General features: G+C 32.0%; 30 protein-coding genes. 17 read left to right on the forward strand and 13 right to left on the reverse strand.

Annotated elements, in window-relative coordinates:
* The first annotated feature begins 24 nt into the window (after window positions 1-24).
* From JI750_RS09855 to JI750_RS09920, 14 genes are all read left to right on the forward strand, one after another.
* Window positions 25-474, forward strand: coding sequence for a hypothetical protein (locus JI750_RS09855; RefSeq protein ID WP_012025252.1), 450 nt, complete (start codon window positions 25-27; stop codon window positions 472-474).
* A gap of 19 nt (window positions 475-493) precedes the next feature.
* Window positions 494-1,864 (forward strand): DUF5458 family protein, encoded by a 1,371-nt coding sequence (locus JI750_RS09860; protein WP_202000935.1) that lies wholly within the window; start codon window positions 494-496, stop codon window positions 1,862-1,864.
* A 97-nt stretch (window positions 1,865-1,961) separates the two neighbouring features.
* Window positions 1,962-2,489 carry a hypothetical protein gene (locus JI750_RS09865; RefSeq protein ID WP_202000938.1) on the forward strand — a complete coding sequence of 176 codons (528 nt, stop codon included), beginning with the start codon at window positions 1,962-1,964 and terminating at the stop codon, window positions 2,487-2,489.
* 51 nt (window positions 2,490-2,540) lie between these two features.
* Entirely contained in the window at window positions 2,541-3,254 is a 714-nt protein-coding gene (locus JI750_RS09870; RefSeq protein ID WP_202000939.1) for a hypothetical protein, read from the forward strand.
* A gap of 10 nt (window positions 3,255-3,264) precedes the next feature.
* Window positions 3,265-3,696: a GPW/gp25 family protein gene (locus JI750_RS09875; RefSeq protein WP_111424126.1), complete on the forward strand. Its 432-nt coding sequence runs from the start codon at window positions 3,265-3,267 to the stop codon at window positions 3,694-3,696.
* 177 nt (window positions 3,697-3,873) lie between these two features.
* Window positions 3,874-4,260, forward strand: a complete 387-nt coding sequence (gene tssD / locus JI750_RS09880) for a type VI secretion system tube protein TssD (RefSeq protein ID WP_012025247.1) — start codon at window positions 3,874-3,876, stop codon at window positions 4,258-4,260.
* Window positions 4,261-4,393: 133 nt separating this feature from the next.
* Window positions 4,394-4,789, forward strand: a complete 396-nt coding sequence (tssD, locus tag JI750_RS09885; protein WP_160782448.1) for a type VI secretion system tube protein TssD — start codon at window positions 4,394-4,396, stop codon at window positions 4,787-4,789.
* A gap of 36 nt (window positions 4,790-4,825) precedes the next feature.
* On the forward strand, window positions 4,826-6,625 hold the full coding sequence (locus JI750_RS09890; protein ID WP_202000941.1) for a type VI secretion system Vgr family protein: 1,800 nt from the start codon (window positions 4,826-4,828) through the stop codon (window positions 6,623-6,625).
* A 3-nt stretch (window positions 6,626-6,628) separates the two neighbouring features.
* On the forward strand, window positions 6,629-7,897 hold the full coding sequence (locus tag JI750_RS09895) for a hypothetical protein (protein ID WP_202000943.1): 1,269 nt from the start codon (window positions 6,629-6,631) through the stop codon (window positions 7,895-7,897).
* 2 nt (window positions 7,898-7,899) lie between these two features.
* Entirely contained in the window at window positions 7,900-8,241 is a 342-nt protein-coding gene (locus JI750_RS09900) for a hypothetical protein (protein ID WP_202000945.1), read from the forward strand.
* A 106-nt stretch (window positions 8,242-8,347) separates the two neighbouring features.
* Entirely contained in the window at window positions 8,348-8,533 is a 186-nt protein-coding gene (locus JI750_RS09905; RefSeq protein ID WP_202000946.1) for a hypothetical protein, read from the forward strand.
* 2 nt (window positions 8,534-8,535) lie between these two features.
* Entirely contained in the window at window positions 8,536-9,111 is a 576-nt protein-coding gene (locus JI750_RS09910) for a hypothetical protein (RefSeq protein ID WP_202000947.1), read from the forward strand.
* Window positions 9,112-9,126: 15 nt separating this feature from the next.
* Window positions 9,127-9,720 carry a CHAP domain-containing protein gene (locus tag JI750_RS09915; RefSeq protein WP_202000948.1) on the forward strand — a complete coding sequence of 198 codons (594 nt, stop codon included), beginning with the start codon at window positions 9,127-9,129 and terminating at the stop codon, window positions 9,718-9,720.
* Between the two features lie 85 nt (window positions 9,721-9,805).
* On the forward strand, window positions 9,806-11,644 hold the full coding sequence (locus tag JI750_RS09920; RefSeq protein ID WP_202000961.1) for a type VI secretion system baseplate subunit TssF: 1,839 nt from the start codon (window positions 9,806-9,808) through the stop codon (window positions 11,642-11,644).
* Between the two features lie 66 nt (window positions 11,645-11,710).
* Here JI750_RS09920 and JI750_RS09925 read toward each other — a convergent pair whose 3' ends face one another.
* The 8 genes from JI750_RS09925 to JI750_RS09960 all read right to left on the reverse strand — a co-directional run bounded on the left by JI750_RS09925 (window position 11,711) and on the right by JI750_RS09960 (window position 19,821).
* A complete protein-coding gene (locus tag JI750_RS09925; protein ID WP_202000964.1) occupies window positions 11,711-13,495 on the reverse strand; it encodes a cytochrome-c peroxidase in 1,785 nt (594 codons plus the stop codon).
* A gap of 67 nt (window positions 13,496-13,562) precedes the next feature.
* Window positions 13,563-15,041 carry a PhoX family protein gene (locus tag JI750_RS09930; RefSeq protein WP_202000966.1) on the reverse strand — a complete coding sequence of 493 codons (1,479 nt, stop codon included), beginning with the start codon at window positions 15,039-15,041 and terminating at the stop codon, window positions 13,563-13,565.
* A gap of 163 nt (window positions 15,042-15,204) precedes the next feature.
* Window positions 15,205-15,834, reverse strand: coding sequence for a 3'-5' exonuclease (locus JI750_RS09935; RefSeq protein ID WP_202000969.1), 630 nt, complete (start codon window positions 15,832-15,834; stop codon window positions 15,205-15,207).
* Between the two features lie 2 nt (window positions 15,835-15,836).
* Entirely contained in the window at window positions 15,837-17,756 is a 1,920-nt protein-coding gene (locus JI750_RS09940) for a DUF294 nucleotidyltransferase-like domain-containing protein (protein ID WP_202000981.1), read from the reverse strand.
* 145 nt (window positions 17,757-17,901) lie between these two features.
* Window positions 17,902-18,273 (reverse strand): DNA topoisomerase IV, encoded by a 372-nt coding sequence (locus JI750_RS09945; RefSeq protein WP_111366732.1) that lies wholly within the window; start codon window positions 18,271-18,273, stop codon window positions 17,902-17,904.
* A 247-nt stretch (window positions 18,274-18,520) separates the two neighbouring features.
* Complete coding sequence (locus tag JI750_RS09950) at window positions 18,521-18,868, reverse strand: hypothetical protein (protein ID WP_202000984.1); 348 nt, start codon at window positions 18,866-18,868, stop codon at window positions 18,521-18,523.
* Window positions 18,869-18,883: 15 nt separating this feature from the next.
* Window positions 18,884-19,459: a DUF1572 family protein gene (locus tag JI750_RS09955; RefSeq protein WP_202000987.1), complete on the reverse strand. Its 576-nt coding sequence runs from the start codon at window positions 19,457-19,459 to the stop codon at window positions 18,884-18,886.
* A 17-nt stretch (window positions 19,460-19,476) separates the two neighbouring features.
* The gene (locus tag JI750_RS09960; RefSeq protein WP_202000988.1) at window positions 19,477-19,821 is read right to left on the reverse strand and encodes a winged helix-turn-helix transcriptional regulator; all 345 of its coding nucleotides are present in this window, start codon (window positions 19,819-19,821) and stop codon (window positions 19,477-19,479) included.
* Between the two features lie 130 nt (window positions 19,822-19,951).
* Between JI750_RS09960 and JI750_RS09965 the strand changes: the two genes are divergently transcribed.
* Complete coding sequence (locus JI750_RS09965) at window positions 19,952-20,755, forward strand: DNA alkylation repair protein (RefSeq protein ID WP_202000990.1); 804 nt, start codon at window positions 19,952-19,954, stop codon at window positions 20,753-20,755.
* Between the two features lie 5 nt (window positions 20,756-20,760).
* Here the strand turns inward: JI750_RS09965 and JI750_RS09970 are convergent, their stop codons facing one another.
* The 5 genes from JI750_RS09970 to murQ form a co-directional block, all read right to left on the reverse strand.
* Window positions 20,761-21,333: a pentapeptide repeat-containing protein gene (locus tag JI750_RS09970; RefSeq protein ID WP_111378579.1), complete on the reverse strand. Its 573-nt coding sequence runs from the start codon at window positions 21,331-21,333 to the stop codon at window positions 20,761-20,763.
* On the reverse strand, window positions 21,321-21,635 hold the full coding sequence (locus JI750_RS09975) for a type II toxin-antitoxin system RelE/ParE family toxin (protein ID WP_202000992.1): 315 nt from the start codon (window positions 21,633-21,635) through the stop codon (window positions 21,321-21,323). Before JI750_RS09975 ends, JI750_RS09970 begins: the two co-directional genes overlap by 13 nt.
* A complete protein-coding gene (locus JI750_RS09980) occupies window positions 21,620-21,850 on the reverse strand; it encodes a hypothetical protein (protein ID WP_202000994.1) in 231 nt (76 codons plus the stop codon). Before JI750_RS09980 ends, JI750_RS09975 begins: the two co-directional genes overlap by 16 nt.
* A 27-nt stretch (window positions 21,851-21,877) precedes the next feature.
* Window positions 21,878-22,099 (reverse strand): DUF6095 family protein, encoded by a 222-nt coding sequence (locus JI750_RS09985; RefSeq protein ID WP_111378576.1) that lies wholly within the window; start codon window positions 22,097-22,099, stop codon window positions 21,878-21,880.
* 74 nt (window positions 22,100-22,173) lie between these two features.
* Window positions 22,174-22,986 (reverse strand): N-acetylmuramic acid 6-phosphate etherase, encoded by an 813-nt coding sequence (gene murQ / locus JI750_RS09990; protein WP_202000996.1) that lies wholly within the window; start codon window positions 22,984-22,986, stop codon window positions 22,174-22,176.
* Between the two features lie 168 nt (window positions 22,987-23,154).
* Between murQ and JI750_RS09995 the strand changes: the two genes are divergently transcribed.
* Together JI750_RS09995 and JI750_RS10000 are read left to right on the forward strand one after the other, a co-directional pair.
* Window positions 23,155-24,300: a helix-turn-helix domain-containing protein gene (locus JI750_RS09995; protein WP_202000998.1), complete on the forward strand. Its 1,146-nt coding sequence runs from the start codon at window positions 23,155-23,157 to the stop codon at window positions 24,298-24,300.
* A gap of 152 nt (window positions 24,301-24,452) precedes the next feature.
* On the forward strand, window positions 24,453-26,837 hold the full coding sequence (locus tag JI750_RS10000; protein WP_202000999.1) for a TonB-dependent receptor domain-containing protein: 2,385 nt from the start codon (window positions 24,453-24,455) through the stop codon (window positions 26,835-26,837).
* Window positions 26,838-26,886: the final 49 nt, after the last annotated feature.

Consider the following 26,886-nt stretch of genomic DNA (forward strand, 5'->3'; position numbering starts at 1 on the left):
CTAATCATTTAAAAATTTGAAATTATGTTGTCAAACTATGGAATTGGAGGTAATGAAGTAAAAATTGATGCAGATGAAGCGATCACTGCAATCCCTCAGAACAGAACACTTGTTGCTCAAAAATTAACAGTAGATGCTCCAGTGAAACCAGAATTGGTAGAAGGAATAACAAGCATCGAAAAAGCATTCGAACACTTTAAACCAGAAGTAAAAGTAAATTTTGAAACTGCTGATGGCGCTACTAAAGTTGAGCCTTTAAACTTTAAAAACTTAGGTGATTTTGGTATAAAAGGAATCACAACACAAAGTAGCTTTTTATCTGATCTTGAAACAGAAAAAGATCAATATCAAAAAATTATCCGCCAGTTAAAATCAAATAAGATTTTAAAAGCGGCTTTAGAAGACGGAGAAGCAAAACAAGCTTTGCTAGAAAGCCTTGGAGCATTGATCAATGAGTTAAAAGAGAACAAATAAGAAATTAAAAAGTATAGATATGTCAACTAAAGAAGCATATAAAGGAGATCTGGATACAGCGGTATTAGAACCTAAAGCAGTTAAAGGAATTTCAATTGAAAAAAATGTTGAAAAACTGGCTAAATATGGCGGTTTTGATTTGTTGGAAATGGCAATTGAAGGAGTTCAAAACCTTAATCCAGATAGAAAAGCAAGAAGAAAAATCTTTTTAGGAGAAGTAAACAAAGCAAAAGAAAGAGAAACGCTTTTAAAGACTTTAGAACTTTGGTCTTCAGTTTTAAGCAACAATGAAGCTTTGACTGATATGGTGGCGCAAAGTGAAGACAAATGCAAAGAATCTGAAGCTTTATTGCAAAAGAACCTTGCAAAAGCTGTTGAAGATACAAGAGAAATTGAAGCTGCTTACAGAACTTTAGCTTTATTCTTTAAAAACACAGAATCGGATAAAGTAAAAAATGTTACGATTGTAAACGCAGAATTAGATCAGTTAAAAGATCTTGACAATACTCGTTTTATTGATGCGATTCATGCAGAATTAGTTGATAATTACGATCGTTTAGACCTTAAAAACAACTACGGTATTTTGGTAATTCCAGGGTATTTAGGATCAAATAAAGTGATTGAAAAATGGGCAAAAATTGCACATGAAAACAAAGTAATGCTAGTTACAGATTTCGAACACCTTGATGAACCGGATGATGTAATGGAAATGTTCGACGCTGCTTCTTTAACAGGAGGAGATGTATATCGTTCTAACGTAATCATGACTTGCAACTGGCTTGTTGGACGTGGCAGATTTGATCAAATTGGAGAAAACGAAGATTTACACGTTGCACCTTCGGCTGCATTAGCAGGAAAAATATACAAAACATTAATGTCTCAGGTTACTGCTGGTAAGAAATTCGGAGGTATTAATGAAGTTGACGGAGTGAAATTTGATCTTAAGAAAAGCGAAATTGCTAATCTTGAAAACTTAGGATTGGTTCCGATGGTAAATGAATACGGAAAAGTAATGGCTTTCTCTGCTAAAACATTATTCAGCGGAGATAACTTAGGATTACAAACGTATTCTGTAGTTCGTGTTTTTGATTATGTGACAAAAGTGTTAATGGATTTCCTTAACCGTCGTGCTTTCGAAAACTTTACTGCTAAAACACGTAAAGAAATTATGAATCAGATCGTTGCTTTCCTTGACGGAATCACTGGTCCAGATAAATTAATAGAGAATTTTGAAATCCGCAGATTTGAACAAGATCCAATTCAAAAGGACAGAATCTATATGGATATCCATATGAAACCGTATTTCCCTGCTAAAAACTTCCTTATTAAAATGGATGGTCACAAAGGTGATGACGGAACAGAATGGGATACAGATTACGAACAAAAATAATTGTACAGTAAATAAAAAAAGGAAGCACATAAAATTGTGCTTCCTTTTTCAACAAAACATTGATCTTTTGAATGATCAAACCAAATAATTCAAATTCATGAACGTACTTAAAATTTTACTTTTAGTCGGTTTGTTTTCACTATCAAATTCGATTAAAGCACAAAAAGTAAATCAGATTGATACTTTAAGCTGTCCTATTACGCAAAATGATTTATTGCTTTCAGGAAAGTTATTTGCAAGTGCGACACCAATTTTACTTCGTGTATACAACGAAGATTACGAATATGCTGTTTTTCAGTTAGGTAAAAGAAAAAGGAGCATCTACTTATATTTTAAAATTTTTACAGATAATGTTTGTGTAAAAAAAGAACAGCCTCTTGAATTATATTTCAAAAACGGAGATCGCTATTTATTAAAAAATAGTTTTCAGGTTAATTGCGATGGTACTGCGGCTCTAGAGCTTAGAAGAAAAGATATTAAAAAGTTAATGTCTAACTCCATAAACACTATAAAGTTTTTTACGCTCAAAAAAGACTATGAATTTAGCCCTACAGAAGTTGACAATCAAAATATAAGGTTTTATCTGCACTGTCTAAAACTCTACAAAGTGAGAAAGAAAAAATAAAATTTAATCGAGTTAATTTTTGACAGTACTATAATCTATAAAAAATAAGATATGCCATTTCCAGAATTGAACCTTTCATTAGGACTTACAGATAACGACGGTTCTGTTTTTTATGCAGGAAGCGGAGAAGGGAAAGTAATTGTAAAAACAGACTCTGCTTTAAAAAAGCATAGCATCAATATAACAATTTCAGAACAGGAGGTTGGATCGGTTTATTTGAATACGCATTTAGAAGGTATCGAAATTCCAGCTGAAATTGAAGTTCCGGTTTATCAAATGATAGTTTCAGATGATAAAACAAACGAGAAAGAAGTATATAAAGTTACCCGTGATACTTTTTTCTACAAGCAACAGACAAAGAAAAAAGGATTGTGGAGTTTTCTGGGTTTAAAATTCTTAGCTCCAAATAACTTTCTTTTTGAAAATATTCCTTTCGAACCTTTAAAAGAAGAAATGGAAATGTATGATATTTCAAGATACAGACAGTTAAATGAAGATAAACTTACCTATACTTTTCAAAAAGGAGAACAAAATATTCAGCTTTTTGCAGGTGATATTAATACACTAAAAGTGGAGAAAGGAATAAGCTATTTTGTAATTGTTGATGAGAAAAAAGGGCAGAGGTTTATTGGAGATATACTGTACAGGGAAAAATTTCTAAAATTGACACCATCAGTTAAACTGCACATCATAAAGCGTAAACAGGTTTCTAAGAAGATGGAGACAGATAAAAAAGGTCGAGCTAATAAGTTGATTTATATTTAAAAAGTAAAATATGAAAGGAGCATTTTACAAACTTCCAATAGATTTTAATAGCGTAATGCAAAAAAAAGAGTTGGAAAAAACCTCTATTGAGCATTCTATTGCGCAACAGATCATTTTACTGGCCACTACGACATTTGGTGAGTGCAAGTTTGATGAAACGTTTGGGTCAAAAATCTGGGAAATCGATTTTGATTTACTGATGAATGAAAATACGCTAAAAGAAATTATTTCAAAGACAATGAAACAGTCTTTGGCTTTTCATGAAAAGAGAATAAAAGTAAAAGAGCTTATCGTTGAATTATCAGAGACAAGATATTTTGTTGATGATGTTAGCAGATCAAAAAAGAAAGTTGATATAATAATAGAAGCCACAATAAAAAGTACAAACCGTGATTTTGACTTTAGAGGATACTTTTTTGTCGGGCCGTTATCTTATAAATAGATTTTTTTAGTAATATTTTTATTTCAATAGCTTTTAAAAAAGAGTTTGTTGTTTTTAAAGGTTTGATTACTTGTCAATTATATATTGTAAATAAAGTTTTATTAAAAAATATATTAATATAAGATTTTATTTATATATTTACAGCATAAATAAATAAATAATTAAAAATTTTTCATTATGTCGTTTTTAACATCATTAACAGTAGCAGGAAAAGATTACAAAGTATTAAACGTTAGTTATGATTTAGCTCAAGAAACAGATGCTTCTGGGCGTCCATCTACAGTAACTCGTGGAGGAAGAATTATGATTGAAGTTGAATCAACTGGAAGTACTGAATTGTTTGAGTGGATGACTAACAATTTCGAAAGAAAAGATGGGTCAGTAAAATTCATCAAACGTGATTCAAACGCTACTTTAAAAGAGCTAAAGTTTACAGAAGCTTACATGGTTAAGTACAAAGAAAACTTTGATCATAACAGTGAAAATCCATTAACTGAAACTTTTATGATTTCTGCTCGCAAAATTTCGATGGGTGGAGGAGAATTTGATAATGCTTGGGTATAATCCTTTGGACTTTATCAATCTTTATTAAGTTATTAAAGGAAGTCTATTAACTTAGACTTCCTTTTTTGTTTTTTACTTCTAAAAAAAACATACAAACGTTGCCTAAATTTTAATCATCAAATAAATCTACAAAATGAGTTTTTTATCTAAATTACATATAGACGGAGAAGAATTTAATGTTCTTGAATTTAATATTGGTTTTAAACAAGAAATTGACACAACAAGTAAGCCTACAGGAAACGCTAAAGGCGGAGTTATAAAAATGATAATTGAAGCAAGTCAGAACAGTCATTTTTTGGCTTGGATGCTAAATGGAGATTTAACCAAAGATGGTAAAATTGTTTTCTATAGAAGAGATGCATTGAGTAAAATGAAAGAACTTAAGTTTACGAAAGCATTTTGTGTTGGTTATAACGAGCAATTTACAAGCACTACCGAAATCCCAATGAGAATTACCATGGAATTAGTGGCAAAAGAATTGACTTTTGGAGATGCTAAATTCTCAAATAATTGGATTGCTTTAGATTAATTGTTTAAAAGCTAATTAAAAACAGGACACATTATTATGGCACATTTTTCGGAACAAGTACATATAACCATAGGTGGTTTTACTCAAAACGTTGTTTATTATGATCTAAAGCTATCTCAAAAAATGGCCGACCATCATCATTTTTCTTTCATTTGGCAATATACAGGCAAAGCAGTAATTAATCCTGCAGACCAAGCTAAAGCACTGAGAACCTATCTAGGAGATGAGGTAATTTTTACTTTTAAAAGTCTTACAGGAATTAGACTAATGAGCAAAGGTATAATTACAGAACTTTCTTCTATTGATGTTGATGGAAGCCCAGCAGGATTGCATGTTTCAGGCGTAAGTCACAGTATTGTTATTGATGACATGAAAAAAGCAAGAACATTTAAAGACCGCAGTATGGATGATATCGTACTGAGTATTTTTGCTGAAGGACCAGGAGAATTTTATCAAAGAGAGTCTATTAAATCAACCTATCTTAAGGAATTCAATAATCTTTTGCAGTATAACGAAACAAGCTTTGAGTTCTTAAAAAGAATAGCGACACGTTATGGACAATGGTTTTATTTTGATGGAATGCGTATGCAGTTTGGGCAGACAAAAAATAGCCAGACCAAATTGATTAATGGTGCTTCATTGCATAGTTTTAAGATACAGGCCAATATGAGCTCGCATAAAATTTCGCTGAATGGTTACGATTATAAAAACGTATCGACTTTTCGTGAAGCTGCGACTAAAACTTCATCTGGCAGTAAAGACAGTTTTGCTGCTATTGTAGGGTATAATCAAGGAACTGTAGCAAATTCTGATTTGAACAATGGCTCTTATACTGCGAATGCAACAAATAAAGACGAACTTGATGAAATGGTAAAACTGCAAACTGCAGGCAGTGATGCCAATAGTGTATATTATAGCGGTATTTCTTATTTTCCAATTGGTTTAGGACAGGTTTTTACAATTCAAAATCAAACGGTACAGCACGAATTAATAGCTATTGAAGTGGTACATCATTCTCAAGTACATGGAAATTATTCTTGTGAATTTAAAGCAATTCCTGCAGATGTATCTGCACCGCATTACACCGATGTATTTGTTTACGGTAAAGCCGAAACGCAGCCAGCACACGTAAAAGAAAATAATGACCCAGAAGGGTTAGGACGTGTAAGAGTTGAATTTTACGGTGCAAGCGGTACGGCAGTGACAGATTGGATAAGAATGGTACAGCCTTATTCTGGTTCAGGAAAAGGATTTTATTTTGTGCCAGAAATTGGAGAAGAGGTTTTAATTGGTTTTGAAGGTAACAATGTGCAGAATCCATATGTGATTGGAGCCCAATATAACGGACAAGATTCAAGCGGTTATGCTGATGCACAGAATAACATAAAAGCGATTCATACTAGAAGCGGACATGTAATAAAATTTACAGAAGACGAAAGCATCATAATTGCTGATAAAAATGGTAACGAAATAGTAATTGATACTGTTGCAGGAGATATTAATATTACTGCCAACAACACGATTAATTTTAATGCGAAAGATATTAATCTAAATGCTTCTCAGAATATTACTGCCAATGCAGGAATGAATATTACAGAAAGTGCTGGAGTAGATATTTTTCAAAGTGCAGGTGCTTTGATTTCTCAAAATGCGGGTGCTGATTACACTCTATCTGCGGCAAATATTTTTGAAGAGGCTAAAGGTGAAAAAAAATCAAAAGCTAAAGATTTGATGGAAATTGGGAGTTCTAAAAGTTCTACTACCGAAAAAGAAACAAAATTCAATACCAAATCACAAATGAAAAGTAATTCAGGGGATAAATCTAACTTTTATTAAACTATGGCTGGAGGAACTATTACTCGTGTGGCGTCTGGAGGTTTTACTTCTCATAGTGAAACTTATTTAGAGAACTTTAATGAAATAACACATTCTGCGGGAACGAAAGTAGTTTACAATGCTGAGGAACAGCATTATGTAGGGAATTGGGAAGAAATACCAGCTGGGACGCATTTTATAAAAGGCTGGTGGACTGATGACAAAGATAAGCCGATAAAAAAAGCTTATATTGGTGATACAATAAGATTCCATTTAGAAACAAAAGATATAAAGGACGGTGAAGAAGTTAATTTTACTGTCTATGATTGGGATGGAATGTTAAATCTTGATGATAAACTTAATTTAATTATAAAAGGTACTTCAAATCCATATAATAAAATAACAATAAAAGGCAACAAAGGAATAATTGAATGGACAACAGGGAGTGGAACACAAAAATTAATTGATGAAGAGGGAGATGCAGAAGTAGAATTGTATGTAAGTTGTTCTTATAAAGGAGAAGTTATTGAGTTGCCATATAATATGGACGATTATTTAATTATTTTTGAGAAAGAAGTTTTAATAACCGTTATCATTGAATTACCACACTCGTATTATACAATTTTTAATGACCCGGTGAGTGCATTAGGTATGGCAGGACATTCTGCCATGGCTATTGGAGAGAGATACTTTGATTATGGACCAAATAATACCCCTGGAACATATTCAGAAAATGAATATGATGTTGATTTTAATAATGATGGAGATAAAAATGACAATGTATTTTTAGACCGCCCTAGTTATAAAAATTCTCCAGGACAACCTTGGTGGGGTACTCATATTGCAAATAGAAAAAAAATAAAACCGGAACAAGTCACTTTAGATATGGCTCTTAAGCATATTCAGTTATCGTGGAAAGATGTTCAAGATGTTAATGGAAATATAATACATTATGGTACTTATATTTATGGGGAAGTTCATAAAATAGAATTTTATGTAAAAGAACATGAAGCAAATAAAATGTTAAAATGGTGGGAGGAGAGATATAAACACCTTAAAATTTATAGTGCATATCCTTGGAGAGGTGAACAGTGTACAACGACGGTTAAAACAGCTATTCAGGAAGCCTTTCCGTTTAATATAATTAGAGGAAATAATATACCAGATACTACACAAAAACCCTCAGGATTGCTAGAAGATTTACGAGCTTTTACTAGTACTTCCAAAGAGCATTTAGGACAATTGGCGAAAGTTTCAGTAATAAAAAAAGAAGCGACAGATTTTAAAGGATAGATATGAAAAAAATAATAATTCTAATGGGAATATTTTCACTTTTTGGGTGTAATAATAAAAAGTATTATCCTAATGATTCAAATTTTAAAGATATTGAAACAAATTTTTCAATAAAAGTTGATATGGCCAATAAGCTTTATGACGAAAATTTTGAAAAATTAATGAAATTAAAAATTAATGAAGATTTTTTTAAGCATTATAATAAAGTAATCTATATTCAAGGAAAATCATATTATATTGGCTATGCCACTATTTTAGATAAAAGAGGGGTTGAAAATCCTCACTTAGCATATTTAGCAAAGATCGATTCTGAAACAGGAAGAATTGATGTTGTAAAAAACTAAGCATCGTCATAATATGAGCATCTCGCTCGTGATATTTGTTAAGAATAACTTAATTGAACTGACGAGCTAGACGCTCGCACCAGCGGGGGATAAATATGCTCATTTATTGGATACTAAATACAAGCTTACAGCAGAGGAAATAAAAAGATGGAATGATTGGAAACATATAGAATCGAATATGGAAAAGGTTGATGGAGCAATTTTTGATCCACATGGGGCAAGACATAATGTTAAAGCCGCACCATCACCAAAAGGTGTACCTCCTGAAATGCAAACTTTTAAGCCAATGTAAACATGAAAAAAGCAATTGTTTTAGTTATTATTATCATTTTGGGGTACTTTTTGCTAAACGAGTACTATCTTAAAAATATGCCATGCAGAACAGAGAGTGGCACCTATGAAATTTGGGGAAATACACCTGTTCAAATAAATGATAAAATTAATAATGCAGAATGTGAGTGTATCAGCGAAACATTGATAAAGGAAAAATCACCACATGTATTAAATGATAATCAAATAGAAATAATAAAAAAAGAACTTCCTAAATGGGCTGTTAAAAATGTAAAAGATTTTACTGAAAAAGAGAGAGTGAATCTATCAGATCAGTTTGAAAAGCTTACCAATAAAGAGTTTCTAGAAAAACTAGAGTATGAATATACCTTCGTAGATTCTAGTTATCTGACTTGTTTTGTGCCTGTCTATACCTTTACATTTGAATCAACTAAAGCTTATATACCAAACTATCAATGTGTGTATGAGAATTACAAAAAAGCTAAAAAGAATAACAATTCACTCAAAATAAAAATACCAGATTATCCAATTATAGAATCTAAATCTTGGGCAGCAAATCTTGGAGATAAGGCCATCTAATTATTGATCGAGAACATGAAGAAAATAATTATAATCTCCATTAGTGTATTAATTCTAATATATGCTGTTGTAGTAACTATAAAAAAAGTCAATTGGAATTTGAATCATTCTGTTGGTGAAAAAATCGATAGTCTAAATGGTGTAAATGTATATTATAATGGAGGTGTAGGTAATTCGACAGGTAGAAATCTGACTGATGATGGTTACAATTTGGGAATGAAATACCAATGCGTGGAGTTTATTAAAAGATATTATTATCAATATTTAAAACACAAAATGCCTGATTCTTATGGAAATGCTTTAGATTTTTATGATAAAACGGTTGGAGATGGAAAAATGAATGAAAAAAGAAACTTAATTCAGTTTTCAAATCCAAGTAAAGAAAAACCAAAAGAAAATGACATTATAATTTATAATAAATCACTGCTTAATCCTTATGGTCATGTTGCAATTATTTCTAAGGTTGAAGAAAATTTTATCGAAATAATTCAGCAAAATCCAGGGCCATTTTCGAGTTCAAGGGAGAATATAAAACTTCAGAAATTTAATGGACAATGGTTCTTAGAAAATGATCGGATTCTGGGGAGATTGGCAAAGAAAAATTTATAAAGAGAATTGTTTTTTAAAATAGATTAAGCTTTTTATTAATATATCATTTAGTTTAAAAAGGTTCTTAGCAATACTATAATAAATAATGAGACAAGACAGAATAAAAGACAGAGTGCTAAAAAGAGCAGCTAGGTCATGGGGCTTTTCAGATGTTGAGATGGAAACATCTTTTGATCCTGTAGTATCAATGATGCTTAATGCATTGTCTTACGAATTAGAAAAAGTAGCTCATGAGCTTGAAGACTCAAAAACTCGTGTAGTTGAAAGGGTTCTAGAAATTATGTTTCCAGAAGTTACTACAGGAGTAAAACCTGCAAGAGCAATTTTGCATGCTTTGCCAATAGAGAATAATATGAAAGTTTCATTGCAGAATCAGATGTCGGCAAATCGAAGAATTCATAATATTTACAATCCTTTAGCGCCAATTACTAAAGAGATTGCGCTATCGCCGACATTAGAAGTAAAGCTGTCGTCTGCAGAGGTAAAGTATGTGGCATATGAGCGTAATTTGTTCGAGATTTCGAATCTTTTTTACAAAGATGGCATACGAGATTATAAGAATTCACTACCTTCTGGTGTTGTGTTCTTAGGGATTGAATTGACAAATTCGAAAGTTGAAGAAATCGAAGATTTAATGTTATATATTGACATTAAAAATATACATCAGAAAGAAATGTTTCATTACTATTTAAAACAGATGAAATGCTTTCAGGATGATGTGCAAATTGCTGTAGAAGAAGGTTACAATGTTCCTGTAAACAATATTGATATAGAGAATATTATCAATCGTAATTACACGCATTTGAGTGAAATTATGCAGGAAGTAAATGAGTTTTATTTTGATAATTTTTATACCCTGAAAGGATCATTAAAGTATAAACCTCTTAATGAATACGGTTCAGAATATAAGTGCTTTGAAGCTATAACAGAAAGAAATGATAATCCGATTATTTGGGTAAAAATGATTTTTCCAGAATCGTTAATTCCACAAATAGTAGACAATGTTTCTTTTACGGCAAACTGCTTTCCTGTAATAAATAAAAAGAAGCATATTATCAATAAAACGCTAGGTAATTTCTTGTCTTATATTGCATTAGAAACAGACAATAATTTTTATCTAGATGTTGATACCGTTATTGATGGATTCAATAATCATTATGAAATAAAAGAATTTAAAGATGGCGTACTTGAAGAAGGAAATGCAGTATTAAGAACAGGCGGAGTTTCTAGATTCGATTCTAGAAGTGCATCAGAATTACTTCAAAATGTATTAGACTTGTTAAAGGATGAAAGTTCCTCTTTTGCAGGTTTAGGTAAAGACTTTATGAACAGTTCTTTGGTTGAAATAAATCAGCTTTTAGCTTCTGTAGAGCAACAGGCAAGAGAAAGCAGTTTTTCTAAAAATAATGACCCTTACTTAATGATTAAGCCAAAGATTGATGAATCTATAGGAAAGTCATTTGGAATACATTATTGGTCTACTTGTGCAGAAGAAGGGAATGACATCAAAGCAGGGACTGTTTTAGAATCGAAAGATGATTTGCTGTTTGTAAGTAAAGAAGCAGTTTTGGTTACCAATACTGTTGGCGGAATGAATAAGCAGAATAATAAAGATCGTATTTTGGCTTATAGAAATGCTTTACTTACTCGTGGAAGAATCGTAACATTTGCAGATATAAAAGCATTTGGGTTTAATCATTTTAAAAGCTGTTTAACAGATATTAGAATAGAAAAAGGAACGCGAAAAGAAATTTCTGTAAAAGCAGGTTTTAGTAGAACAGTAGATATTTATCTAAAAATAAATGCAACAGAGAGAAATTATCTATCGTCTACAGAATGGGATTATTTATGTGAAAGTTTTATAAAGAACTTAAAAAATAGGTCATCAAACGTATTTCCTTATCGACTTTTCATAGAAGAATAAAAAAATGAAAAAACGCCGAAAAAATTACTTTTCGGCGTTTTTGTTTAATAGAGATTTATTTTGGTTTTACTGGTATTTTTTATCTGTAAGCGTTTTCATAAAAGCAACAAGAGCCTTTTCTTCTTTTACAGTCAAATTCAGTTTGTCAAAAGGAAGCGTTTGGTTTTCTACTTCATAACCTAAACCAATTCCGCCTCCTTTATTGTAAAAAGAAACCACTTCTTCGAGCGTTTTAAAAACTCCGTTGTGCATGTATGGAGCGGTAACTGCTGCATTTCTTACTGAAGGCGTTTTAAAAGCACCGACTAACTGTGACATTTGATTGTATATATAACGGCCTTTATCTGGACTCAAAGATTTTCCTGAAGGCTCATTTGGAGTTCCAATAACTTCATGTTCCGTTTTGGAATAACTTGGCGGAACTGTTCCATTAAATAAAGGTGTAAAATGGCAAGTAGCACATTTTGCTTTTCCCATAAATAAGTTCATTCCTTCGATTTCCTCATTGTTTAGAGCATTTTTGTTTCCTCTCATGTATTCATCAAATCTGGAATCAAAAGAGTTTAAAGAACGTACATAACTCGCAATAGCATTTTGAATCTGCCAAACTTCAGGTTTTGAAGTTTTTGGATAAGCTTTTTTGAATAGCTTTACATATTCTTTATCCAGCTGAATTTTAGCATGAATATTTTCCATCGAGCCATGCATTTCGTCTTTATTCTGAATAACATCTACACTTTGTTTTTCCAAATCCAACTGACGCATATCCCAAAATTGAGCATTTTGCAATGATGCATAGGTTAGAGTGGGAGTATTTCTTGGTAAATTCATTCCCGTTAATGAAACATTAGTTTTTAATCCGTCTGTAAAAGCTTTTTCAGGATTATGGCAAGTTGCACAGCTTCTGTCATTATTTTTAGAAAGACTTGTGTCATAAAACAATTTTTCGCCTAAAACCGCTTTTTCTTTAGTAAAATTATATTCTTTAGAAAGCACGAAAGCATTTACATCAAAGGCGTCTTTATCAAATAAAGTTTCAATTGTTGGTTTTAGCGGACTGCTTTTCTTTACATTTTTAATGTTTTCTTCTTTCTGAAAAGTCTTCAGTTTTTTCGAAATCGGATTTAAATATTCAGATATAAAAGTAGCACGATTGAAATCATTGAAATTATTATTTTCAGAGCAGTATTTTTGTGCGTTTTTGGTTAATTCTCTTAATTCAGATACCGATTTATTATCAGCATTAATCTTTTCAAGCGTTTCTGGAATCGAAATTAAACTCTGGCCAGCTTCTGGAATTGAAGACTGCAAAATCGGACTGTCGAAACCTGTTATTCCCAAAGCAATAACTCTAAAAACATTCTGCTGTATAGCATCCAAAACGTAATCATCACTGATGGTAATAACTTCAAAAGTGCTTTTAAGCTGTTTAATATTCGATTGAAAAATATTCAATTCTCTCGTTAAATCTTCTTTGCTTTCAAGATTGTATTCAGGATAGATCATTTCTTCCATAACCTGAAAACCGTGAGGTTCAAAAGATCGGTTTTCTTCCAATTCCATTTCGTCAAGAGCAGGACCATTCATAAATCTGGCGGTTTCCGGAATAAAATATTCAACTGCCCATTCGACTTTTTTGTATGCTAGACGAGACTTTTTAAATTGTTCTACAATTTCTTTTGGTGAAGAATTGTTGGTTACAAGTTTTTGAAATTGTGTAATTTCATTACTAAGTTTATTTGAATCGACAAGTAATTCTTGTTTAACTGTTGGTTTTGATGCTTCGCTTTCTTTGCATGAAAAGAAAAAAGAAAACAGTAGGAATAGAAAAGTAAGATATTTTAATTTCATAGTGGAGTTGTAATAGAAACAACCCTTATCGAAAAATAAGGGTTGTCAATAGATTTTGGTAGAATTATTAGCGTTGTACGTTTCTAATAATTACAGTTTGTCCTCCCTCTTTGTTAGTTTGAGTTCCTGAACCATCAGCATTTTTGAATGCATCACTTTGCCAAGTATGTGGGTGAACATTTACTGTGAAAGTATCTGGAACACCAATGATATCTGAAATGTCTTGCATAGCACCAAATTCCCAGCTTCCAAATCTCATTTCGCCAGTTTGGTTATAAAGTGTGTTCCAAGCTGTATCTGTTCTTTTGTGGTTCATGTTTAACCACGGTTTATTTTGTTTTGTAGCAATATTGTATTGCCAGATGTATGAATCGTGTTTTGCATCTGCATAATAACTATCACCATCTTCTTGAATGTAAACGTAATTTTCTGTTACACATAAGTTATCAGGATTGATGATTCCGGTTCCAGGAGTACTGTCGCCTTCAACAGCCAATTCTAAAGTTCCTTTTAATGGATTTGTTGCATCTAATTTTACTTTGTAAACTCTTCCCCACATTGTATATCCGTCAACAGGAGCATTATTTGTTGCCTGACCAGTTGCAGTAAAATAGATTTCTCTATTGTTGCTTGCACTTCCTTTTCTGTAATCTACGTCTTCAACTCTTGAGAAACGAATTGCTTTTAAATCATTAACTGTTGTATTGATTACAGCACCAGTTAAGTTTTTTGCATTCGGAATTTCAACAAATTCAACTGGGTATGAATTGTTTAACTTGATAGTCGTTTCAACCTGATTTCCATCAGTTCTTTTTAAAGCGTATAATTTTCCGTTAGATAAATCACCAACTGTACTTACATACATAATCAGCTGACCAGCACTCACGTGAGAGGTTGCATACGATTGATCTTCACCAATTAAAATAACTGTTTTTCCAGGATAAGCCTCTTTTGGAAGCGGAACAGCATTTTCCATACTTGCTTTTCCTAAAGCAGGCAATACTCTGTCAGTTCTAGCTTTATCAGTAGATAATCCAAGCGGGTTAATTCCGTGAACCATACTTTCCTGACCGCTTTCACCAGCAGTTAAAAAGATTGGTCCGAACCCATGGATTTCTGGAGTTGCCAAAGTAGCAGAACATAAACGAGTAAGACCTCCAACGCCATCAACAATATAATCTCCTTTTACAGGTTTGAAAGTTTTATCTAAATATACTCTTGATACAGATTGAATAATTTCGTGGTTAGTAATCATAATGTATCCATCACCATTTGGATCTTTCATTAATCCAGCTCCGTCTGGCTGTGCTCCATAAACAAAAGAAGGTGAATTTGGAAGAACATCTGCACTAGTAATTAAAGTACTGATTTTTAAGTTTTCAAAACCTGTTTGTGCATAAACAAAAGGAGGTACTTTTGAATGTGAAGTAAAATCGATACTTGCGTTTACATCGTTTTTCGAATCTTTGTCATCATTTTGACAGCTTATTGCAGAAAGACCTGCAAGTCCAAGCAAGGTAATTGATTTTAAAAAGTTAGCTTTCATAAGTGTTTTTTATTTTTTTTGATTAAGGCAAAGCTATCTCTCTTAAACAAAGTACACGTTATGTTAATTTTTTCTTAATGCTAATAAATGTAAGTCTTGTATTATGAAAAGGTAAATTGAAAGTTTCGAATGTAAATTTAAGACTCCTAAAAAAAACTTAAAATTATTTGAATAGCTGATTTAAATTAGTTGCTTTCTTCTCTTTCAGTTTTTTAACAATCTTGAGAAAAGCAATCGCAGTTATGTATGCGTCTCCCAAAGCAGTGTGACGGTCTTTTTTTGAAATATCAAATTTATCAGCCAAATCATCTAAGGTGTAATGATCTTTCCTTTCAAATAAATGCGACTGAATTAAAGTCTTTTTATATAAATAAGCGGTATCTAAAGTTTTGTTACTTAAATGCGGAAGTCCGTTTCGCTCTAAAGCTCTATTAATCATCGTAACATCAAAAATCGTGTGATGCGCAATGATTATAGAATCTCCCAGAAAATCCAAAAACTGCTGTAAAGCCTCTAATTCTGTAGGACGTTTAACAAGCAGATCTTTTAAAATGCCATGAATCTGAGCTGTAGATTTATCATAATGATCTTGTTCCAGATAAACTTCAAAACTTTCCTGAACATTAATAATTCCGTTTTGAAGAACCAAGGCACCGATGCACAAAATGCGATCGTTATCATAATCAAATCCTGTCGTTTCCGTATCTAAAACTACAAAACGAGTTCCTTCAATGGTGATATTTTCATCGAATAGATTGTTTTCTTCTTTCTTCCAAAAATTGAATAAACTCATTATTACACCAGATTTGAGATATTAAAACGCACCGAAATAAGTTCCTGAAGTTCTTTTATGGTTTTAAAAGTACGTTTCAGCTTAATTTTTTCCATTTTTGTTAAAGATTCCAATTCGATAAACTGACCAGAATCATGATGCAGCAATCCTTGTTTGGTTCTAAATTTCAGTAAAGCCTTAAACGAATAAGAACACGATAAATACAATTCTCTGTTATTAGGTTCCAATTCCGCCAATTTCTCAAAACGTTCCGCCGTATTGCTGATTCCTTTTACCGAATGCGATAAAATTAAAACACGCGCGGCATCTGTCAATGGCATTAATGCTCTTCGTTTAATATCGAAATTGTCTTTGTTTGCGCCGTCTTGCTCAACCAGAAATTGTCTAAAGAAACCAGTAGGGGAAGGGCTTTGCAAAGCGCCGCTTACCAAATGCATATAAAAAATTGGATTAGCTTTTATGGTTTCAAAAATATAATCTGATAATTGATCTACAGTTTCGGCGTCTCCGTAAGTTTTGCTGTAATCGAAGAAAATAAACGAAAGTAAAACTTCATTTTTCCCAGGATTTGTAATCCAATGATGTACCTGAGTTTTCCATTCATCCAAACTCATGCACCATTTCGGACTTGAAGCCATCATGTCGGCAGGGCAATAATCGTAACCAATTTCAAAAAGGCCTTTATTTACAAGACTAGCAAATTTGTGAAAATACACTCTAGTTTCATCTCTAAAAACCTCATTTACGTTTTCATAAACAATCGCATTGTCCTGATCGGTATGTAGCATTTGTTCGCCACGTCCTTGACTTCCAAGCGCTAGCCAAGCAAATTTTACAGGTGGCGGACTACTCATTTTTTCCAAACAAATTTCGATAACACGAGTTGTGCAGGCTTCATTCAATTCAGTAATGATTTTGGTAATCAAAGTCATCGGAATATTTTGATCCAAATAACCTTGAAGCAATTGCATAATTCGGTTACGAATTGGTTTTATTTCCTTGATTTTTTTAGTACGTTTTAACGCTTTTATCAAAACCGCTGGATTATTACCAAGCGCCACCATTACGTCATGTTTCGATAAAATTCCAACCGCTTTTGTATTTACAGTCCCGTCTTTCGTTAAACATAAATGGCTGATATTACTTTTCATCATGGCCATTTGCGCCTCGGTAACCGTCATTTTTTTTGGATACGTAATAACAGGTTTTGTCATTATCGTTTCGGCAGTTGTGGTTATCGGAAAATCGCCTGTAACTATTTTGTTTCGAAGATCTTTATCGGTCAAAATTCCAATCGGAAGCATTTCATCAACAATCAATATCGCTCCAACTTTTTTCTTATTCATGATCTTTGCCACTTCCTTAACCGTTGTTGACGGGCTGCAGGTAACTATTTTTTTTGAGTATTTGATTGGCGCTAAATCAAATGAATGATTGCTGGAATGCAGATTTTCATTTAATTGATCATCACCATATAATTTGTCTTTATGAATATCTGAGTAAGGATTTCGAGTATTCGAAGCATAACTCTCAATCAGGAAATTACCAACATTTCTATTTTCTAGCGCATAAGGTTTAAAAACGGCAATCGGAATAGCGTAAAGAATACTTTCTTCGTGCGCTACAGCTTCCATAATGTAATTTTCCTGTGCCAAAAGAGGACGAAGTCCAAAAATATCGCCTTCATCACACATGTCTAAAACAGTATTTTTAGTGCTTTTTTTCAAGGCAACAGCACCTTTGTGAACCACATAAAAGGAATCATGTGTTTTATCGTTTTCAGCGAAAATTACCGAATCTTTTTCTTTATAAATAATAGAAATCTGTTCAGATAGTTTTTCTAAATCTCTCTGATGCAAAAAATTAAACGGCGGATATCCTTTTAGAAAGTCAGCTACTCTTTGCGAAATGGTATTTTTCATTTGGTTAGATTAAAGTCCTAATGTACTATTTAAAATAGAAATGTAAAAGAAACACGTTATAATAATTTGCCACAAAGGCACAAAGTCGCAAAGAGATAAGTTCTTGGCGTCTTTGTGCCTTTGTGGCAAAAAAAAGCTTGATTATTTAATCAACTTTGTAAACCGTTCCTCTTTGTTTCTCCTCAGAACCAACTAAACCAAATTCAAAAGTGTAAGAATCTTTAGAAGTCGTTAAAATCTTCATGCTGATTGCTTTTTCTTCAGCCATATTTTTTGGATGTTTTTTCTGCAGCACATATTCGCAATCACTTACCCAACGTATGGTTGCCGTATCTGTTTTGCCTTCAAAAGTTTCGATTTCAATATCGTCTTTGCGTTCAAAATAAGTTGTTTTTTTCTCACCGTTGACTTCTGTTTCAAATTTGAATTTCCCAGTTTTGAAATCTTTGCAATTGTGTTCAGTATTATAACAAGACACTAAAGCCAATATTGGAAATAAGAATACTATTTTTTTCATTTTAATTAAGTTGTTTTTTAGGAGCTGATTCCTGCTGTCCGCTATATCTTTTGTGGCGAACCCCGCCACAAAAGGATGCCGCTTCCATCAGGGCTAGGGCATTAGGATTACAATAAACAGTTGTATTATAATTAGATTTTTTGAATATAAAACTCTTTCAGTTTTTTAGATTCTTTGATTTCTTCTCTCATTTCCTCTTTAGACTCACTTTTAATTGCTTTAGGCCAGATATGAAAACCTCCTTTTGTCATCGCTTTGATTTGTTGAAGAACGTTTGGCGAAAATCAGCAAAAAAACTCAAGTCCTCCGGATTATCCCAAAGACCCCAAATGCCGTTTTCGTCTATATCTCCAGCATAATTAATGATATGTGTTGGATAAGTTTTGACCATTTTAAGTTTAAAATCTTCCAAATTATAAGAGCCGTTCCATCGAAATGAGTCTACATCATCAATTCCAGAGCCTGTAATAATTGAATTTGCAAAATTTAATTCAATAGACATTTTATGTTGTGAGGGCGAATTAGAATAGCAATAAAATCCTTCCCATTCTCCGCTTGGTAAAAAGTGATGCGTTTCGTTATCTTTTGATTTCATATTTAGAAAGATAAATTATTTCAATCTCTTTAATTCGTCGTCAGTAAAGTTCTTGATTTCTTTTTCTTTGGCAAACTTTTCGGCATTATAATTTCCCGATTTATTCTTGGGAATTGATAAGCTAGTCCATTCGCTGTTTTTCAACTGTTTAGCATAAAAAACAATTTGCCCAACATGATAAGGATAATGTGCCAATTGACGATTGATGGCCTCAATAACTGTATGCCCTTCATTTCTGATGTAAATGATATCTGAAAGGTGTTCGGGTTTTAAGCTTTCTAAAGCATTTTCTAGACAATCCCAACCTTTGTTCCAAATTTCCAGAACTTCTTCTTTAGATTGTAAATCATTTTCAAATTCGGCGTCACGGTTTCTCCATTCTTTTTCGCCATCAGAAGTTAGAAAATCAGTCCATCGCGAAAGCATATTGCCCGAAATATGTTTTATGATTGTTGCTATACTATTGGTGTCGTCATTAAAAGAAACGAAAAGCTGTGTTGGCTCAAGTTGGTCTATTGCCTTTTCGCCAAGCATTTTATAATATAAAAATTGCTTTTTGACACTTTCTAGATAAGATTCATCAGCTTTCATGATTTGCTATTTTAAGATTAAAGTTCGATTTTGTTTTCCTGAATCAATATTTTCCCCCAGTCATTTAGTTTCCAAAGAATCTCTACTAATTGTTTCCCAGTTTCGGTTAAAGTGTATTCAACTCGCGGAGGAAGTTCGTTAAACGAATGTTTTATCAATATACCATCTTCAACCATTTCATTTAACTGCTGATTTAAAACACGTCGGTCCACTTTTGCAATGCCACGTAAAAATTCGCTAGGTCTTTTTTTGCCATCATTTATCTGCCAGACAATCGGAATTTTCCATTTTCCGCTAATGGAATTTACAGCAATTTCTAGTGGACAAATTTTATTTTCGGCGTTTCGTTCCTTTGTTTGCATAAAATTGACTTTTATATCACTATGGGGTAAAAATGTGCGGTATTGCCAGTGTTATCAGGCTTTCCGATCTTTACAAAAATAATCAAAATTTTAAGCATAATAAAAGATCAATTGTATCAAAGTAAAAACTATGGAAGATATAAAACGTAAAGGAGCTAGATCGGCAAAAGATATTCCTGCATCTGTTTTAGAACAGCTCAATAAAGGAGAAATTGAAACTGCTAATCTGGTAGAATGGCTTGCTGTGAATCAAACGAAGCTTTTAGAGAATCTATTGAAAGAAAGTAACCGAATTCAATATTTGGAACCTATTTTGACAGATATCAGAAATTTGAAAAAACAAACAGTCAACACCATAAATGAAACAATTGGAACAGGAATATTGACAGAATCAATTTTTAATAATGATTCTGATATACTTTCAATAATGGCGAGACACAAATCGGATGTAGTGAGATGTTGGTTTGCTTATACAATTGGAAAAAATCAAGAGCTTAAAATTAAAGCAATTTTAAAGGAAATACAGTTTCTGTCAGCCGACAAGCATTTTGGTGTCAGAGAAATTTCATGGTTAGCAATTCGATCGAATATTATAAACAATTTAGAAGAAAGTCTTGAAATTTTATTGGAATGGACTTTTAGTGAAGATGAGAATATAAGACGTTTTGCGACCGAAGCGACCAGACCAAGAGGAGTTTGGTGCGAGCATATTCAAAAACTAAAACAAGAACCAGAATTGGCTTTAAAAATTCTAAATTCTTTAAAAAGTGATCCTTCAAAATATGTTCAGGACAGTGTTGGAAATTGGCTGAATGATGCCAGTAAAACAAGACCAGATTTTGTAAAAGATTTATGTGAAAAATGGGAGAAACAAAGTCCAACAAAAGAAACGCTTTATATTATTAAAAAAGCGCTCAGAACGATAAAAAAATAATTTATTTATATAATTTTAATATCATATTTATCTAATAATCCAACAATTCCCTCGGTAGAAAACTGCGCTTTTTTCATCGGATTAAATTCAGGATCAATTTTGTAATTGTAAGCCGTTTTAAAGTTAACTCCCGCCAATTGCGTTTCGTTAAAAATAGCGCCGTCAAGATTGCAATTGTCAAAAACAGAACTCGTTAAATTGGTTCCTATAAAAGTCACTTCGCGTACAGATGAATTGATAAATTTGGTTTTAGGCATCTTTTTATTTGAAAAAAGAGCATAATCCAGAACGCAATCTTCAAAATAAACCTGAAATAAAAAATCGTCACATTCATTAAAAGCAATTCCAAGAAGTTTACAGTTTTTGAAAGTGACGTTTTTTAAACTTGTTCCGGCCAAACTTGTCATAGATAAATTGCAGTCAACAAACTCGCAGTCAAGAAAAGTATTAGAATTGAAATTGCTGTTGGAAAAATCACAGTTTTTAAATACACAATCTTCAAACTCGCGATTGTTTATTTTCTTATCGATATAAACAACTTTCTCAAATGTTTTCTGAATGTGAATTAGACTTTCCATGAATATTTTTTTGGTTTTTGTGCATTGTGACGCACTCGAAGTATATAGATGTTCTCTTTTGTTATTTGATAAGAAATAGGATAATCGTAAACAGAATAAACTCTAAAACTACCATCATTGTTGGCTTTTTGTTTGTCAAGTTTATAAATTTCAGGTTGTGTTTTCAGTATTTCGGTACTTTCAAAAATAGTATTAACTACTTTATCAGCAATCGTAAGTGATTTACTTTCAAAGAAAATGTAAAAATGAATGTCTTCTAATTGGCTCAAAGCATTGTTTGTCCAAATTATTTTCTTCCCCATTTTTTTGCAATTTCTTTAGCTTCATCTTCAGTATAAAAATTACCTTTTTTAATATCATTTAAGGCATTTTCAATATCTAAATTATAAGCTGCATCCGAATCAATTGCGGTATTATTTATTGATTGTAAGAGGTGTTTTAATTTTTCTACAAAAGAGGGGTCTTTTACTTTATCAATTTCTTGATGAATCCAGTTTATTTCTGCTTGTATATCCATAACAAAGAATTTTAGTAAAGATACAAATTAGTCATTAAATATACCTTTCATAATGATTTTCAATCCTAAAAAAATCAAGAGCATAGAAGAGAGACAAGCCACAATACCAATTCCTAAAACTAGATAGTGCCAATTGTTGCCTTGATTTTGAAAAGCATTATAAATCAATGTTGGGCCAAGAAACATAAGAGGCAGAGCGCCCGATAAATATTTCACTCCTTTTTTTAGTAATTCTTTGTTTGTTGCCATTTTGTTTTTTGTTTAAAGTTTTCTTTGTTTCAAGTTGCAGTTTGAAACAACATTCACGTTTTACAGAAAACTTTTTACTTATTATAATTATCAACAGCATTTCTTACGCTGCCATATTTTTTCAATAATTCAGAAGCTTCTTCATAAGAAACTGAAATTTCGTCCATAATCATTTTTACACCACGATCAACGAGTTTGACATTGCTTAACTGCATATCGACCATTTTGTTTCCTCTTACTTTTCCAAGTTGAATCATTGCGGCAGTCGAAATCATATTTAAAACCAATTTCTGTGCAGTTCCAGCTTTCATTCTAGAACTTCCTGTAACAAATTCTGGTCCAACCACAACTTCAATTGGAAATTGAGCCGTTAATGCCAGCGGACTCCCTGCATTACAAGTAATACATCCTGTAACGATATTGTTTTTATTACATGATTCTAAACCACTAATTACGTAAGGAGTTGTACCAGAAGCAGCAATTCCAATTACAACATCATTAGAATGGATATTATGATTTTGAAGATCAATCCAAGCATTTGTTGTACTATCTTCGGCGTTTTCTACGGCACGTCTTATGGCTGTATCACCACCGGCAATAATGCCATTTACTAAATCAAACGGAACACCAAAAGTGGGCGGACATTCAGAAGCGTCAACAACACCAAGTCGGCCAGAGGTTCCTGCTCCAATATAGAACAATCTGCCGCCTAACTTTAACTTTGCAACAATTTGCGGAATCAAAGCTTCTATTTGCGGTAAAGCTTTTTCTACTGCATAAGGAACAGTTTTGTCTTCTTGGTTAATATTAGATAACAATTCATGAACAGACATTTTCTCTAAATGTTCATATTTTGATGCTTGTTCAGTAGTTTTCGTAAATGTCATTTTATCGTTATTTAGACTCGTCAAAATTAATATATTTTATATCAATCTTGCAAAGTCTCAGAGATTTAAAATCATTTTTTTTCTTCTATTTTTTCTGCATAAAGACGGTTAAAATGTGACTTTGTTACATAAACTAAAATATTATATTTGTTTAATATAAAAAGATAAATGGATAAATTAGGATTTTTAGATAGCGTTGCCCGTATTGCTGTCTTTGTTTCGTTATTATTGGCACTTTTTTTACTTACTGTAAAGACGGAGAATAAATTGGCAAACCGACTTTTTGCTTGTTTTATTATTTTGTCAGCGATTGATTTTAGCGGATTAATGGATTATTCATTTCCTATAGAATATGTAAATATAGATTTGTTTAGAAGTACGGTGTGTTTGTTAGAAATGCCTTTAATTTATCTCTATGTTTTGGCAGTTTGTTATTCTGATTTTAGATTAAAATGGAGGCATTTAATCTTTACACTTCCATTTATAGTGATGAATTTTGTTTTAATGCCGAGAATTTACTTGAAATCGGGTACTGAAAAGCAGTTTATTTTAGAACATTACAGTACAATGTTTGAAATTTACTTTTTTCAAATTCTAATCGAATTTCAGTATTGGTTTTATATTGTGAGTATATTCTTGATTTTAAGAAAATACAAAAGAATTTATCTCGAAAATTATACCAATCCTAGTACGTCTACCTACAAATGGCTTTTTCAGATGAATTGTGTTTTTGTAGTTATGCATTCTATTACAGCTTCAAAAAATTTATTGCGCTATACCGCTTCCAGAGATATTTTTCTTTGGGGAAATGTTTTGATGATCGTTATGGCTTTAAGCGTAATATGCTGGTTTGTCTTGAAAGCATTAAATCATCCTGAACTTTTTAGAGGAATCAATTCTCGATTAAAATTAACGAAAGAGATTCTTCCGCAAAATGAAAATGAAATAACTGAAAAAATAGAAAATGAAAACGAAGAAATTAAGACCCAGATTTCAACTTTAAAACAATACATGATAGAGAAAGAGCCTTTTCTTGATCCGTCATTAACAATACAAGAATTAAGTAATCAAATTAATATTCCGGTTCGCGATTTATCGATTTTGATTAATCACCAAATGGATCAACATTTTTTTGATTTTGTGAATGAGTATCGCATTCAAAAAGCAATGGAAATTTTAAAAAATCCTTCCAAAAAAGATTTAACTGTTTTAGAAATCTTGTATGAAGTAGGATTTAATTCTAAATCATCATTCAATACTTCTTTCAAAAAATATACAAATTTAACGCCTACGGCTTATCGAAACGCTTCTTAATTAAGGTTTTGTAAAAAGTCGTACTTTTCATCTTATAAAGTCGAACCAATTTTCTGAGAAGAAATTGGTTCGACTTTTTTTGTCGGTCGCATACTCAAAATTTCTAAGGCAACTTTGCTTCAAATTAATCGAACAAGTTAAAATTAGAAACCATGAAAAAATTACATCTCCTTATCTTTTTAGTATTGCCTTTATTTTGTTTGGCACAATCAACATTAAAATTAAAAGGAAAAATTACAAGCGAAACAAAACCTTTAGAATGGGCAGAAATAACAATCTCAAATTTAGAAGGAAAAATTATTGAAGGAACAACTTCAAGTCAAGATGGTTCTTTTGAAGTCAATCTTAAAAATGGTTCTTATAAAATAGCGATAAGTCTTTTGGGTTTTACTGATTATGAAAATAAAATTTCCTTAGAAAAAGATACAGATTTAGGGGTTATGACGCTTAAAGAAAACGAAACAAAATTAGTTGAAGTTGTGATTCAGTCTAAAAAGAAAACCATTGAGCAAAAAACGGATCGTTTGGTCTATAATTTTGAAAATAATGTAACCAATGTTGGAGGAGATGCTTTAAGCGCCATCAATAGCGCACCCGGTGTTGTAGTGCAAAACAATATGATAAATATATTGGGAAAAGGAACTTCGAGAGTTATGATTGATGGAAGAATTATTGAATTAACGGGCGAAGAATTGAATAATTTTTTAAAATCAATTTCTGCAAGCGACATCAAGAATATTGAAATTATCAGTAACCCGCCTGCAAAATATGAAGCTGAAGGAGCTGGTGGATTGATTAATATTATTATGAAAAAAGGGACTCGCGATTCTTGGAAAAATACTATTACAGCTTCTTATGATCAAAACAAGTATGGAATTTTTACTTTGAGAGATAATTTCTTTTATAACAAAAATAAGTTTCGTCTTTCGGCAAGCGTCAACGGAAAAACGGGATATATGAATATAGATGAAATTTCAAAAGTATATTTTGAAGACGGAATTTCAAATATGAGCGCGACGACAAAAATGAAAAATGAAAATCTATCAGGGAAATTAGCTTTAGATTATGATTTTTCAGAAAAAACAACTGCGGGCTTTCAATTTATAAACGACAGAAATAATCCAGATTTTCAATCGGATATTGTGATAGACAGATATGATACTCAGAATCAATTAAAAAATTATACCATCAATAAAAGTTACGCAGACAGAGCATCGGGAAGTTTAACGTATAATGCGCATTTGATAACAAAACTGGATTCGCTGAACCGAAAATTATCTTTTGATGTGGATTACTTTAATTACAATTCAAAATTTGATCGCGAGTTTATCGCAAACGACTATTTAGCAGATGGAACTTTTGTTGATGTAAATCAGTCGGGGCGAAATATCTCAAACCAAGATATTCATAATTGGAGTTTTAAGGCTGATATGGAGCATCCGTTTCAAGCACTGAATTTATCTTATGGCGCGAAAATGAGTTTTACAAACAGTGTAAGTGATTTACTTTATTATAATACGATTTCAGGAACTCCAGAATTAGATCCTTTACAATCAAACCGATTTAATTACACGGAAAATAATCAGGCGTTTTATGTTAACGGAGATAAAAAAATCAATGAAAGATGGAATTTTCAAGTTGGTTTGAGACTAGAAAATACGCAGACAAAAGGTTTTTCTGAAACTTTAAATCAGGAAACGGTTAATAATTATTTGAAATTGTTTCCAACGGTTTTTGCATCTTATAAGAAAAATGACAACAATACTTTTACCTTAAATTATGGAAAAAGAATCAACAGACCACGTTTTGATTTATTGAATCCGTTTCGAATTTATATAAGCAGTAATAGTTATTCAGAAGGGAATCCGTTTTTGCAGCCTTCGTTTAGTGACAATTTTGAGTTTGGATATTCTTATAAAGAGATTTTGAGAACTACTGTTTTTGTCAATGCAATCACAAACGGTTATGGCGTTTTGTTTACCTCAAATCCAGAAACAAATACACAAATTGTAACAAGAGATAATTATTTTAAAAGTTTGAGTTATGGAGTTGGAGAAACATATTCGGCAACTTTTGCAGATTGGTGGACAAGCGAAAATTCTTTGTATTTTTTAGGTTCAAAAACAGAATTTATAAAAGATATCAATGCAACTCCGTCAAATAGTTTAGAAATAGATTTTTCTACAAATAATACTTTTGTTTTAGGGAAAAATTCTAAACTTCAAATCGATTTTAGCTATACGCCACCTTATGAAAGAGGTTTATACAAAATAGGGTATACGTCAAGTTTTGATATTGGTTTTAAACAAGACTTGCTTAATAAAACGATGCAAATCGCATTTTTGGCAAATGATATTTTTAATACTTCTTACTTAAAAGATTTTACTTCGGTTGTAAATGGTGTGAAACAAGTTTACGATCAAAACAATAGTAATCGATTTGTTCGTTTGTCTGTGATTTACAATTTTGGAAATAATAAAATCAATGTAAAAGAACGTGCTTTTGGAAATCAGGACGAGAAAAAGAGAGCTAACTAAATTAGATAATTAGAAAATGTGCGAATTAGAAAATTATCATCTAATTGGC

It is taken from the genome of Flavobacterium tagetis (assembly GCF_016735615.1).
Taxonomy (GTDB): domain Bacteria; phylum Bacteroidota; class Bacteroidia; order Flavobacteriales; family Flavobacteriaceae; genus Flavobacterium; species Flavobacterium tagetis.